The sequence below is a fragment of the Streptomyces sp. NPDC050619 genome (assembly GCF_040654815.1).
In the GTDB taxonomy this organism is placed as follows: Bacteria; Actinomycetota; Actinomycetes; order Streptomycetales; family Streptomycetaceae; genus Streptomyces.
Genome location: NZ_JBFAIR010000029.1, coordinates 99,193 through 111,714 on the forward strand (window position 1 = coordinate 99,193; position 12,522 = coordinate 111,714).

The following is a 12,522-nucleotide window of genomic DNA, read 5'->3' on the forward strand; positions in this document are numbered from 1 at the left end:
GGTCAGCTCACCTCGGCGCGTCGCAGACGCAGTGTCAGGACCTGGAAGGGGCGCAGGGAGAGAGCGACAGCGCCGTCGGCGTCGACGGCCGCGTCCGTGCCCGCGTCCGCCAGGGGCCGCTCCAGCAGGTCGGTGACCTGAGCGCCGGCGAGCGGGAATCCGGTGCGCAGCACGCCCTGCGCGCGACCGCCGCGGGACTCGTACAACCGCACGACCACATCGCCCGACTCGTCGTCGGCGAGCTTGACCGCCTCGACGGTGACGCCGTCGCCGTCCACGGAGACCACCGGTTCGGGGGCGCCGGCCGCGTCCGTGACGCGCAGCGGGAGGTTGAGCGCGTAGCCCTCGGCGACGGCGTCCTCGATGCTCGCGCCGGGCAGCAGCGCGTAGGTGAAGCGGTGCTTGCCCTGGTCGGCCTCGGGGTCCGGGATGCGCGGGGCGCGCACCAGGCTGAGGGCGACCGTGGTGGTCGTACCGCCGTCCTCGCGGACCGTGCGGGTGACATCGTGGCCGTACGTCGAGTCGTTGAGGACCGCGACGCCGTAGCCGGGCTCGGCGATGTGCACCCAGCGGTGGCCGGAGACCTCGAAGCGGGCCGCTTCCCAGGTGGTGTTGGTGTGGGTGGGGCGCTGGACGTGGCCGAACTGGATCTCCGCGGAGGAGTGCGCGGCCCGGACGTCCACCGGGAAGCCGGCCTTGAGGATCTTCTCGGCCTCGTGCCAGTCGATGTCGGTCTCGAAGTCGACGCGGGGACTGCCCGCGCGGAGGGTGATGGTCTGCGTGATCGTCGAACCCTTGCCGAAGGAGCGCGTGACGCGGATCGCGCCGAGCAGCGGGTCCTGCGAGACGACCTCGACGGAGTCGGGGGCCAGGAGGTCCGTGTAGCGGTTCTTGTAGTGCTTGTCGATGTCCCAGGCGTCCCAGTAGTTCGGGAGGTCGGTGTGCAGACGCAGCAGGTTGCCCTTGTCCGCGAGGACTTCGCGGTTCGCCCGTAGATCGAATACGGACGACAGTGTGCCGTCGTCCGCCACCTCCACCCGGACCAGCCCGTTGTCGAGGATCCGTCCCTCGGCCCGCACCGGCTGCGGGGGCTGGGCGTCGGTGAGGGGCGCGCTGCCGCTCGCGGGCACCTCCACGTACGCGGGTGCGCCGTCGGCCGTACGGATCACCTCGGCGCGGTCGCGGGGGCTGGTGTTGAACACCCGGGTTCCGCCGGCGCCCAGCGCGGCGACCGCCTCGGAGGTCAGCGTCTCCAGCTCCTGGGCGACGCGGGCGTATTCGGCCTCGGCCTCGCGGTGCACCCAGGCGATCGAGGAGCCCGGCAGGATGTCGTGGAACTGGTGCAGCAGGACCGTCTTCCAGAGGCGGTCGAGCTTCTCGTACGGGTACGCGTAGGCCGGCGCGTGCAGCGCGGCCGTCGTCGCCCACAGCTCGGCTTCGCGCAGCAGGTGTTCGCTGCGCCGGTTGCCCTGCTTGGTGCGGGCCTGGGAGGTGTAGGTGGCGCGGTGCAGCTCCAGGTAGAGCTCGCCGTTCCAGACGGGCGCGTCCGGGTACTCCGCGCGGGCCTGGGCGAAGAAGGTGTCGGGGTGCTCGACGACGACCTTGGGCGAGCCCTCCAGGTCGGCGAGCCGGCGCGCCCGTTCCATGATCTCGCGGGTGGGGCCGCCGCCGCCGTCGCCCCAGCCGAAGGGGGCGAGGGACCGCGTGCCGCCGCCCTTCTCGCGGTAGTTGCGTACGGCGCGGTCCATCTCCTCGCCGCTGAAGCGGGCGTTGTAGGTGTCGACCGGCGGGAAGTGGGTGAAGATGCGGGTGCCGTCGATGCCCTCCCACCAGAAGGTGTGGTGGGGGAACTTGTTCGTCTGGTTCCAGGAGATCTTCTGGGTGAGGAACCATTCGTTGCCGGCGAGCTTGGCGAGCTGCGGGTAGGCGGCGGTGTAGCCGAAGGAGTCCGGCAGCCACACGCCCTTGGTCTCGACGCCGAAGTGCTCGATGAAGAACCGCTTGCCGTGGATGAGCTGGCGGGCCATCGCCTCGCCGCCGGGCAGGTTGCCGTCGGCCTCGACCCACATGCCGCCGACCGGCGCCCACTGGCCCTTCTTCACCGACTCCTGGATGCGCGCCCAGACCTTCGGGTAGTGGTCGCGCACCCACTCGTACTGCTGGGCCTGCGAGCAGGCGAAGATGAAGTCCTCGTACTCGTCGGCCAGGGACGTGACGTTCGAGAAGGTCCGCGAGGTCTTGCGCTTGGTCTCGCGGATCGGCCACAGCCAGGCGGAGTCGATGTGCGCGTGGCCGACGCCGGAGACGGTGTGGGCGCTGGCATGGGCGGGCCGGGCCAGGACGGGGGCGAGCACCTCGCGGACGGCCGCGGCGCTGCCGGCGACGTCGTCGAGGTCCACGGTGTCCATCGCCCGGTCCAGGGCGTGCATGATCTCGTGGCGGCGCGGGTCGTGCTCGGCGAGGTGGACCATGAGTTCGGTCAGCACCTCCAGGTCCAGGTCGAGGTGCCAGACGTTCTCGTCGAGGACGGCGAGGTCGGCGCGCTGGAAGACGTAGATCGGCTTGTCGCCCGCGGTCAGGATGTCGCCCATGGGGGTCGGGGCCGAGAAGTTGTTGGCCAGGATGTCGGGGTTCGAGGCCGCCTCGACCAGATAGTCGATCTCCTCGCCGCCCGTCGCCGGGTTGGCGATCGGCACGTACTGGTTGAGCGGGTTGACCGCCTTCAGCGGCGTCCCGTCCACGAGGTGGACGAGGGCCTCGGCCTGATTGCCGGGCCAGTCGCCGATGAAGCCGAGGTCGATGACCGCCTCGACGCGCCGGCCCGCCCACTCGGCGGGCACCTGTCCGCGCATGCGGAACCAGGTGGTGCCCCAGGGCGGACCCCACGGGGTGTCCATCGCGAAGGGCTCGTACGGGGCGGCCGCGGCCTCCTCGAAGGGAACCGGCTCCCCCGGCGCCTGCCAGGCCTCGACCTCGAAGGGAACGGTGGCCGCGTAGATGGCGGGCTTGATGCGCTGGGTGTGGACGCGCTGGACGCGCTCCTCGATCCGGCGGCGTTCGTCGTGCATGAGGATCTCCAGAAACCGGGAAGCCAGGGGGAAAGCGCTTACCGACCGCGCTTACTTGAGGTATGTCAGGCCAGGATGGACCGAGGTGTAGCCCTCGACCAGTCTGCGGGCCACGTTCACGGAGTCGACCAGCGGGTGCAGCGCGAAGGCCTTCACGGCCGTCGTACGGGAGCCGGACTCGGCGGCGGCCAGCACCTCGCGCTCGACCGCCTTGACCGCGCAGACCAGTCCGGTGGCGTGGTCGGGCAGGGGCGCCACGGTGACCGGGTGCGCGCCGTGGGCGTCCACGACGCACGGGACCTCGATGACGGCCTCCGTGTCGAGCACCGAGAGGGTGCTCTGGTTGCGGACGTTGAGGATCAGGGTCGTGCGCTCGTCGCGGGCGATGGCCCGCATCAGGGCGAGAGCGACCTTCTCGTAGCCGCCGGACAGGTCGTCGGCGTCGCGTTCGCCGGCGCCCGCCGTCTCCCTGTTCTCGGACATGTAGGTCGCCTCGCGCTCGGCGCGGGTGCGGTCCCAGGCGGTCAGCGCCGAGGCGTCCGGGCGCTTCACCTCCTCGTAGAACCGTGCCTGCTGGTCGTGCAGGAAGGCGCCGCGGGTCTTGTCGGCCTGCTGGTAGGCGCGGACGGTTTCGCGGTTGAAGTAGTAGTAGTGCAGGTATTCGTTCGGGATCGCGCCGAGGGACTGGAGCCAGTCGACGCCGAAGAGCTTACCCTCCTCGAAGGAGCCGAGCAGGTCCGGGTCGGCGAGCAGCCGCGGGAGCTCGTCGCGGCCGGCCACGCGCAGGCCGCGCACCCAGCCGAGGTGGTTGAGGCCGACGTAGTCGATCCAGGCCTCGCGCGGGTTCGCGCCGAGCACGCGGGCGATACGGCGGCCGAGACCGACCGGCGAGTCGCAGATGCCGATGACCCGGTCGCCGAGGTGGCGGGACATGGCCTCGGTGACCAGGCCGGCCGGGTTGGTGAAGTTGATGACCCAGGCGTCGGGAGCCAGGCGGGCCACCCGCTGGGCGATGTCGACGGCGACGGGGACGGTCCGCAGACCGTAGGCGACGCCGCCCGCGCCGACCGTCTCCTGGCCGAGCACCCCCTCCGCGAGCGCCACCCGCTCGTCGTTGGCGCGCCCTTCCAGGCCGCCGACGCGGATCGCGGAGAACACGAAGTCTGCGCCGCGCAGTGCCTCGTCGAGGTCGGTGGTGGCGGTGACCTCGGGCGCGTCGGGCACGCCGGCCGACTGTTCGGCCAGTACCCGGGCGACCGCATACAGCCGACTGTCGTCCAGGTCGTGCAGCACGACCTGGGTGACGCGGCCCTCGGCATGGTCGCCGAGGAGCGCCCCGTACACGAGCGGCACACGGAATCCGCCGCCGCCCAGAATCGTCAGCTTCACGCTGTACCAGCCTCTCCGGTTTCGCCTGCCACGATCACGTCGACGCCCACCTCCTGGAAGGAGGACCGCGTCGCCGCGTTCACCGGCGCGTTCGTCACCACCACGTCCAGGTCCTCGGGACCGCAGACCTGCGCCATTCCCGTACCCGGGAACTTGGCCGAGTCCGCGAGCAGGACGACCTTGTCGCCGGCCTTGATCATGGCCCGCTTGACCGGCACCTCGACGACGGTCGTGTCCATCACCTGCCCGCCCGGGCGCACTCCACTGGTGCCGAGGAAGAGCCAGTCGGCGTGCAGCTGGCGCAGATTGTCCTCGGTGAGGAAGCCGACCAGGGAGCGGTACTCGCGGCGGACCATGCCGCCGAGCAGCACCAGCTCGATGCCCTCGTCGTCGGCCAGTTCCTCGTAGACCACCAGGTTGCTGGTGATCACCGTGAGCCGGCGGCCGTGCAGCTGCCGGGCCAGGCGGTAGGCGGTGGTGCCGATGTCGAGCAGCACCGAATCGCCGTCCTGGACCAGGGCGGCGGCCCGCGCGGCTATCGCGTCCTTCTCGCTCACGCGGACCTCGGCGACCTCGGCGAAGGGCTGGTCGCCCTCCTCCGCGACCGCTCCTCCGTGTACGCGCGTGAGCAGCCCGTCCTCCTCCAGCTTGACGAGGTCACGTCGAACGGTGGCGGGGCTCACACCCAGCTGCTCGGAGAGGTCGGTCACAGCCGCGGGGCCACCCGAGCGCAGGGCCCGCAGGATGAGTTGGTGTCGTCGTTCTGCCAGCACGACGTGAACAGTACTCGTCATTGCCGATCATTTCCATGCTTGCTTCTGCTCAACTCTTGCCAAATCTCCCGGGGCAGCGCACGATTCCGGTCACGGAAATGAAGACTTTTGACGAGAGGACATACACGTGGGCGACGACCGGCCCGACGTGGTGCTGACCGGGCTGCTCTTCTACGACCTCGTCCTCACCGGCCTGGGAAGGCCGCCGACGGCGGGCGAGGAGATCTGGACGGACGGCATGGGCTGCGGTCCGGGCGGCATCGCCAACCTCGCGGTGGCCGCCTCCCGCCTCGGCTTGAAAACATCCCTGGCCACGGTCCTCGGCGACGACTTCTACGGCGCGTACTGCCGTGCCGTCCTCGCCGGCCAGGAGGGCGTCGACCTCTCGCTCTCCCGCACGGCGGACGGCTGGCACACCCCGGTCACCGTCTCGCTCGCGCACGGGCACGACCGCGCCCTCGTCACCCACGGCCAGGAACCGCCGTACTCGCAGGACGCGCTGATGGGCGACCCGCCCGAGGCGCGCACGGCCCTCGTGCACCTCGAGCCCGAACCGCGGGCCTGGCTCGCGAAGGCGGCCGCGAACGGCACGCAGATCTACGCCGACGTCGGCTGGGACCCCACCGAGCGGTGGTCCACGGACCTCCTCGACCAGCTCTCCGTGTGCCACGCCTTCCTCCCGAACGAGACCGAGGCGATGGCCTACACCCGCACGGACAGCGCGGTCGCGGCGCTCGGCACGCTCTCCGAGCTGGTGCCGGTCGCCGTGGTGACGCGCGGCGGCGACGGCGCGGTCGCCGTCGACCAGACCACCGGCGAGTACGCCGACGTACCCGCCCTGGCCGTCGACGTCCTGGACGCGACGGGCGCCGGCGACGTCTTCGGCGCGAGCTTCGTCGCGGCCTCGCTGGGCGGCTGGCCGCTGGCGGAGCGCCTCCGGTTCGCGGTGCTGGCCGCGGGCCTGTCGGTCCGGCACCACAGCGGGGCGCTGGCCGCCCCCGGCTGGTACGGCGTCGACCGGTGGTGGCGCTCGGTCACCGACCCCGACCTGCGGCGGGCCTACGGCTTCCTCGGCGACCGCATTCCGGCGGACCCGGGCCCGCCCGTCCGGTACGCACCCGTCACACCCCCGAACAGCACCCCCCACTGACCCCTCGATCATCCCCCCTCGCACACGCACACATCCGAAAGGCGGTGGGAGCTGTGCGGCTCTCACGAAGAGGCCTGCTGCGCGCCGGCCTGGCCGGTACGGCGGCCACGGCGCTCGGCGGTCTGGCGACCGGCTGCGCCGTTCCGACCGGGTCGACCGGCCGGAACATGGTCCTGTGGTACTGGGACGGCGGCCTCGGCGACACAGTCATCGACAAGGCCAAGGCCCGTTACGACAGCACGGTCGACCTCAAGGCCGTCAAGATCGGCGGCTACTACCGCTCCAAGTTGATCACCACGATGGCCGGAAACGCCCACGTGCCCGACATCGCGGGCCTCAAGGGCGAGGACATGGCGTCCTACCTGCCCAACGCGGACCAGTTCGTGGACCTGCGGACGCTCGGCGCGGACAAGTACAAGAGCCAGTACCTGCCGTGGAAGTGGCAGCAGGGCATCGCCGACGACGGCACGATGATCGGCTTCCCGATCGACTGCGGTCCGGTCGCGCACTTCTACCAGTTCGAGGTCTTCCGCAAGGCGGGGCTGCCGTACGAGCCCGCCGACGTGTCCCGGGAGCTGAACACCTGGGAGAAGTTCTTCGCGGCGGGCGAGCAGCTCAGACAGCGCATTCCGGGAACCTCCCTGCTGACGGACGTCAACAGCGTCTTCGAGAACGTGGTGCAGCAGGGCAGCAAGCGCTACGTCGACAAGGACCGCAACTTCATCGGCGACCAGGAGCACGTGCGGGGCGCCTGGGCGCTGGCCGTGGAGGCCAAGCGGCGCCGGATCGTCTCCAACCTGGTCACCGGCACCCCGGACCAGATCTCGGCGGTCGACTCCGGCAAGCTGCCCAGCCAGCTCGGCGCCTCCTGGGCGACGTACGACATCAAGAACGGCAACCCGAAGACCAAGGGCAAGTGGCGGATCGCCGACATGCCGGTGCGGCCCGCCAACAACGGCGGCTCCTTCCTGTCGATCACCAAGGCGTGCCGGGAGCCCGAGCGGGCCTTCGAGATCATCGCGTGGATGCTCAACGCGGCCAACCAGGCCTCGGGTTATGTCGACGCGGGTCTCTTCCCCTCCACCCCGGCCTCGTACGGCCTGAAGCAACTGCGCGAACCCGACCCGTTCTTCGGCGGCCAGGTGACGACGGACGTCTTCGGGCCCGCCGCGGAGAAGATCGTCGTCTCCTACAACAGCCCGTTCGACGTGGCGCTCGGGCAGCCCATCAAGGACGAGATCAAGAACGTCGGCGTCCTCGGCAAGGACCCGAAGAAGGCCTGGAGTGACGCCATGAGCAAGTGCCGGCGGATCGCGCAGCACCTGGGGGTGAGCTACTGATGGCCACCGTCCCCACCCTGGAGAAGCCCCCCGTGCTCCTGGCGGACCCGCCCGCCGTGCGGCCCAAGAAGGGGTGGCGCAAGTACTGGCACCTGTATGCCGCGATCTCCCCGTTCTATCTGCTGTTCCTCGCCTTCGGGCTGATCCCCGTCGGCTTCTCGCTCTACCTCTCCTTCCACCGCTGGGACGGCCTCGGCTCCATGGAGTGGGCGGGGCTGTCGCAGTACCAGTACCTGGTGAGCGACAGCGACTTCTGGAGCTCGATCGGCAACACGATCATCATCTGGGCGCTGGCCACCTTCCCCATGATCTTCCTGGCGATGGTCACGGCCGTGATGCTCAACGCGGCGGTCCGGTTCAAGAACGTCTACCGCTTCGCCTACTTCCTGCCGAACGTCACCTCGGTGGTGGCGATCGCGATCGTCTTCGGCTCGGTGTTCTCCACCAACTTCGGCCTGGTGAACGCCCTGTTGCGGGCCGTCGGCCTGGACCAGGTGGCCTGGCTGAACACACCGTGGGGCATCAAGGTCGCCATCGCGACGCTGATGACCTGGCAGTGGGTCGGCTACAACGCGATCATCTTCCTCGCGGGACTCCAGACCATCCCGGGCGAGCTGTACGAGGCGGCGCGCATGGACGGCGCCGGGCCCGTGCAGACGTTCTTCCGGATCACCCTGCCGCTGCTGCGGCCGACCCTGCTGTTCGTGCTCGTGGTCTCCACGGTCACCGGCCTGCAAAGTTTCACCGAAGCGCAGGTGCTGCTCCAGAACACCTCGAACGACTCGACGTTCTCCGGCGGTCCGGACCACGCGGGCCGGACGATGGTCCTCTACTTCTTCCAGCAGACCTTCGACAACAACGACTTCGGCTACGGCGCCGCCGTGGCGTGGGGCATCTTCCTCGTCGTCGTCATCTTCTCGATCATCAACTGGCGCCTGGTGCAGCGCCGGGACGAAGACTAGGGAGGCCGGCACACCATGGCATCCGTCCAGGACACCAAAAGCTCCAAGGGCATCCAGGGAGTCCGGCGCCGGGGCATCGCGTTGCACGCGGTCCTCGTCATCGGGCTGCTGCTGTCGGCCTTCCCGTTCTACTGGGCCATCATCATGTCGACGCACACGTCGACCGAGATCTTCTCCTACCCGCCGAAGCTGCTGCCCGGCTCGCACTTCCTGGAGAATGTGCGCAGTCTCTTCGACAACATCGACTTCTTCGGCTCGATGTTCAACTCGCTGCTGGTGGCGTGTGCGGTGACCTTCCTGGTCCTGCTCTTCGACTCGCTGGCCGCGTTCGTCTTCGCCAAGTTCGAGTTCCCGGGCCGCAAGGCGCTGTTCGTCCTGCTGATGGCGATCTTCATGGTGCCGACGCAGATGGCGATCATCCCGCAGTTCGTGATCATGGCGAAGATCGGCTGGATCGGCTCGATGACGGCGCTGATCGTGCCGGCCGCGGCCAACGCGTTCGGCATCTTCTGGATGCGCCAGTACATGCAGAGCGCGATCCACGACGAACTGCTGGACGCCTCGAAGATCGACGGGGCGAACTTCCTGCGCCAGTACTGGCACGTGGCGCTCCCCGTGGTCCGCCCGGGCCTCGCCTTCCTCGGCATCTTCACCTTCATGGCCCAGTGGAACGACTACGCCTGGCCCCTGATCGCCCTGACCAACCCGGACAACGTCACCCTCCAGGTCGCGCTGTCCCAGCTCAACGGCGTCCACGGCACCACCGACTACGGCATGGTGATGACCGGCGCGCTGCTCGCCCTGATCCCGCTGCTGATCGTCTTCGCGATCGGCGCCAAGCAGATCATCGGCGACCTCGGCAAGGGGGCCATCCGCTGATGGACCCCTTGCTGGTACTGCGCCCCTGGGAGACACCGGAGGTGACCTCCTGGGGGCGGCTGCCGATGAACGCGGTCGACCGCCGCCTGGGCGCCGTCTCCCTCGACGGCGACTGGCGCTTCCAGCTGCTGTCCGCGCCGGACGCGCCCCGCACGGACCGGTGGTCCTCGTCGTACGTCCCCGGCGTCTGGACGATGCAGGGCACCGACGACCTCCCGCAGTACACGAACGTCCGTATGCCGTATGCGGAATTCCCTCCACAGTCGCCCGCCGCCAACCCGACGGGCGTCTACGAGCGTGCGGTGGACGTGCCCGCCGAGTGGGCCGGGCGCCGGATCGTGCTCCAGGTCGGTGCCGCCGAGAGCGTGCTGCTGGTGCACGTGGACGGGCGGCCCGTCGGCGTCTCCAAGGACTCCCACCTGGCCGCCGAGTTCGACCTGACCGAGCTGGTACGCCCCGGCGAGCGGGCCACCGTACGGCTGACCGTGGTGAAGTGGTCGGACGCCTCGCACATCGAGGACCAGGACCAGTGGTGGCACGGCGGCATCACGCGCTCGGTGCTGCTGTACGCCACGGACCCGCTGCGGCTCGCGGACGTCACCGTGCGGGCCGGGCGGTTCGGGGAGCTGCGGGTCGACTGTCAGGTGCGGGACGCGGGCGGTGCGCTGCCCGAGGGGTGGTACGTCAGCGGCGAGCTGGACGGTCAGCTCCTCACGCAGGACACGGAGTTCGACCGGGCGGGCGCCGAGGACGAGCGCGTCTCCGACTTCCTCGGCGAGGCACGGCTGCGCACCACCGTCCCCGAGGTGCGCACCTGGAACGCCGAGACGCCCGAGCTGTACGGCCTGACCGTCCGGCTGCACCGCGCCGACGGCACCGTCGTCGACACCTCCCGCCACCGCGTCGGCTTCCGCGACGTCGAGATCGTCGGCCGGGACCTGCTGGTCAACGGCGAGCGGGTGTTCATCCGGGGCGTCAACCGGCACGACTTCCATCCGCTGACCGGGCGGACGGTGTCGTACGACGACATGCGCGCGGACCTGGTCCTGCTGAAGCGTTTCGGCTTCAACGCGATCCGCACCGCGCACTATCCGAACGACCCGGCGCTGTACGACCTGGCCGACGAGCTCGGCTTCTACGTCGTCGACGAGGCGGACCTCGAGTCCCACGACCACGCCCACGAGATCGCCGACGACCCGCGCTATCTGAACGCCTTCGTGGACCGGGTCTCACGGATGGTGCTGCGGGACAAGAACCACCCCTCGGTCATCATCTGGTCACTGGGCAACGAGTCCGACTACGGCGCGAACCACGACGCGGCGGCCGGCTGGGTGCGCCGGCACGATCCGACCCGGCCGATCCAGTACGAGGGCGCCGCCAAACTCGACTGGGCGGACCCGCAGCTCGCCTCCGACATCGCCTGCCCCATGTACGCGGCGATCGAGGACTGCGTCGCGCACGCGCTGTCCGGCCGCCAGACCAAGCCGCTCATCCAGTGCGAGTACTCCCACGCGATGGGCAACAGCAACGGCACGCTCGCGGACCACTGGGCGGCCATCGAGTCCACCCCAGGTCTTCAGGGCGGCTTCATCTGGGAGTTCTGGGACCACGGCATCCTTCAGCGTGTGAACGACGGCAGACCAGTCGGGCGAGGGGGCGCCGGACTCTTTGACAACGGTGTCGCCGCGCCCGGCCACCGCTGGGCGTACGGCGGCGACTTCGGCGAGACGATCCACGACGGCGCGTTCATCGCGGACGGCGTGGTGTTTCCCGACCGCACGCCCAAGCCCGCCCTGTACGAGCACCGGGAGATCGCGGCGCCGGTGCGCCTGGAGTGCTTCCGCCACGAGGGCATCGTCATCGGCAACCACCAGCACTTCCGCGGCCTGGACTGGCTGGCCGCCGAGTGGCGGCTGGCCCTGGCCGACGGCGGCACACTGACCGCCCCGGCTCAGCTGCCCGACCTGCGGCCGGGTGAGACGGCGGCGGTGCCGCTGCCCTTCGAGCTGCCCGACGACGGCGGCGAGGCATGGCTGACCCTGCGGGTGACGACAGCCGAGGACGAGCCGTGGGCTCCGCGCGGCACGGTGGTGTGTCTGCCGCAGGTGCGGATGCGGGCGGCGGCGGCCCATCAGGTTCCCGCGCCGGTGAAGAACCGTTCCGTCGAGGTCGAGGTCGACGCCGACGGCCTGCTGGTCCACCCCCTCCTCACGTCCGCCCCCACGCTCTCGCTGTGGCGGGCGCCCACCGACAACGACGAGCTGGGCGGGATGGCGCCGCGCTGGCGGACCTGGGGCCTGGACGCGCTGGTGCGCAAGGTCGTCGACGTACGCCACGCGGACGGCCGCGTGACCGTGGACGCCGAGTACGCGTCGGAGGCGGGCGTCGTCCGCCACACGCAGGTGCTCACCCCGGTCGAGGGCGGCATCCACGTCGAGGAGTCGGCCGAACTGCCGGACACGCTCACCGATGTGGCGCGGGTCGGCTCCGCGTTCGAGACGGTCGCGGGTCTGGACCTGATGGAGTGGTACGGACAGGGCCCCTGGGAGTCGTATCCGGACCGCGGCTTCGGCGCGCCCGTCGGCCATCACTCCGTACCCGTGGACGAGCTGTTCACGCCCTACCTGCGGCCGCAGGAGAGCGGCGGGCGGCACGGCGTACGGCACTTCACGCTGTCGGCACCCGACGCCACCGGGCTGACCGTGGCGCTGGACGAGCCGCGCCAGATCTCCGTGACCCGCTACCGCGCCGGGGACCTGACCGCCGTGACCCACCACGACGAGCTCGTCCCGCGGGCCGGCTGCGTGGTGCACCTGGACGCCGCCCACCGCGGCCTGGGCACCGCCTCGTGCGGACCCGACACCTCACCGTCCTATCTCGTCGCACCGGGCGTCCATCGCTGGAACTGGACCCTGCGCGCCCTCTGATCCACCCCCCACGCCCCTCCTCTGTCACCTCTAC

General features: G+C 70.3%; 8 protein-coding genes. 5 read left to right on the forward strand and 3 right to left on the reverse strand.

Going from position 1 to position 12,522, the window contains the following annotated elements:
- Positions 1-2: 2 nt before the first annotated feature.
- The 3 genes from AB0I77_RS37310 to AB0I77_RS37320 are packed head-to-tail and all read right to left on the reverse strand — an operon-like array spanning position 3 to position 5,230.
- The gene (locus AB0I77_RS37310; protein ID WP_363287220.1) at positions 3-3,068 is read right to left on the reverse strand and encodes a glycoside hydrolase family 38 C-terminal domain-containing protein; all 3,066 of its coding nucleotides are present in this window, start codon (positions 3,066-3,068) and stop codon (positions 3-5) included.
- A gap of 51 nt (positions 3,069-3,119) precedes the next feature.
- On the reverse strand, positions 3,120-4,457 hold the full coding sequence (locus AB0I77_RS37315) for a 6-phospho-beta-glucosidase (protein ID WP_363287221.1): 1,338 nt from the start codon (positions 4,455-4,457) through the stop codon (positions 3,120-3,122).
- The gene (locus AB0I77_RS37320; RefSeq protein ID WP_363287264.1) at positions 4,454-5,230 is read right to left on the reverse strand and encodes a DeoR/GlpR family DNA-binding transcription regulator; all 777 of its coding nucleotides are present in this window, start codon (positions 5,228-5,230) and stop codon (positions 4,454-4,456) included. The genes AB0I77_RS37315 and AB0I77_RS37320 overlap by 4 nt, the downstream gene beginning before the upstream one ends.
- Positions 5,231-5,357: 127 nt before the next feature.
- On the opposite strand from AB0I77_RS37320, the gene AB0I77_RS37325 reads away from it, so the two are divergent.
- The 5 genes from AB0I77_RS37325 to AB0I77_RS37345 are packed head-to-tail and all read left to right on the forward strand — an operon-like array spanning position 5,358 to position 12,488.
- Positions 5,358-6,380 (forward strand): carbohydrate kinase family protein, encoded by a 1,023-nt coding sequence (locus AB0I77_RS37325; RefSeq protein WP_363287222.1) that lies wholly within the window; start codon positions 5,358-5,360, stop codon positions 6,378-6,380.
- Positions 6,381-6,433: 53 nt separating this feature from the next.
- Positions 6,434-7,720, forward strand: coding sequence for an extracellular solute-binding protein (locus AB0I77_RS37330; RefSeq protein ID WP_363287223.1), 1,287 nt, complete (start codon positions 6,434-6,436; stop codon positions 7,718-7,720).
- Complete coding sequence (locus AB0I77_RS37335; RefSeq protein ID WP_363287224.1) at positions 7,720-8,682, forward strand: sugar ABC transporter permease; 963 nt, start codon at positions 7,720-7,722, stop codon at positions 8,680-8,682. The genes AB0I77_RS37330 and AB0I77_RS37335 overlap by 1 nt, the downstream gene beginning before the upstream one ends.
- 15 nt (positions 8,683-8,697) lie before the next feature.
- The gene (locus tag AB0I77_RS37340) at positions 8,698-9,561 is read left to right on the forward strand and encodes a carbohydrate ABC transporter permease (RefSeq protein WP_363287225.1); all 864 of its coding nucleotides are present in this window, start codon (positions 8,698-8,700) and stop codon (positions 9,559-9,561) included.
- A complete protein-coding gene (locus AB0I77_RS37345) occupies positions 9,561-12,488 on the forward strand; it encodes a glycoside hydrolase family 2 TIM barrel-domain containing protein (protein WP_363287226.1) in 2,928 nt (975 codons plus the stop codon). The genes AB0I77_RS37340 and AB0I77_RS37345 overlap by 1 nt, the downstream gene beginning before the upstream one ends.
- Positions 12,489-12,522: the final 34 nt, after the last annotated feature.

Excerpts from the sequence above, each read along its gene's own strand:
- AB0I77_RS37310 (WP_363287220.1), bottom strand. The coding sequence starts at position 3,068 with ATGCACGACGAACGCCGCCGGATCGAGGAGCGCGTCCAGCGCGTCCAC.
- AB0I77_RS37335 (WP_363287224.1), top strand. The coding sequence starts at position 7,720 with ATGGCCACCGTCCCCACCCTGGAGAAGCCCCCCGTGCTCCTGGCGGAC.
- AB0I77_RS37340 (WP_363287225.1), top strand. The coding sequence starts at position 8,698 with ATGGCATCCGTCCAGGACACCAAAAGCTCCAAGGGCATCCAGGGAGTC.
- AB0I77_RS37345 (WP_363287226.1), top strand. The coding sequence starts at position 9,561 with ATGGACCCCTTGCTGGTACTGCGCCCCTGGGAGACACCGGAGGTGACC.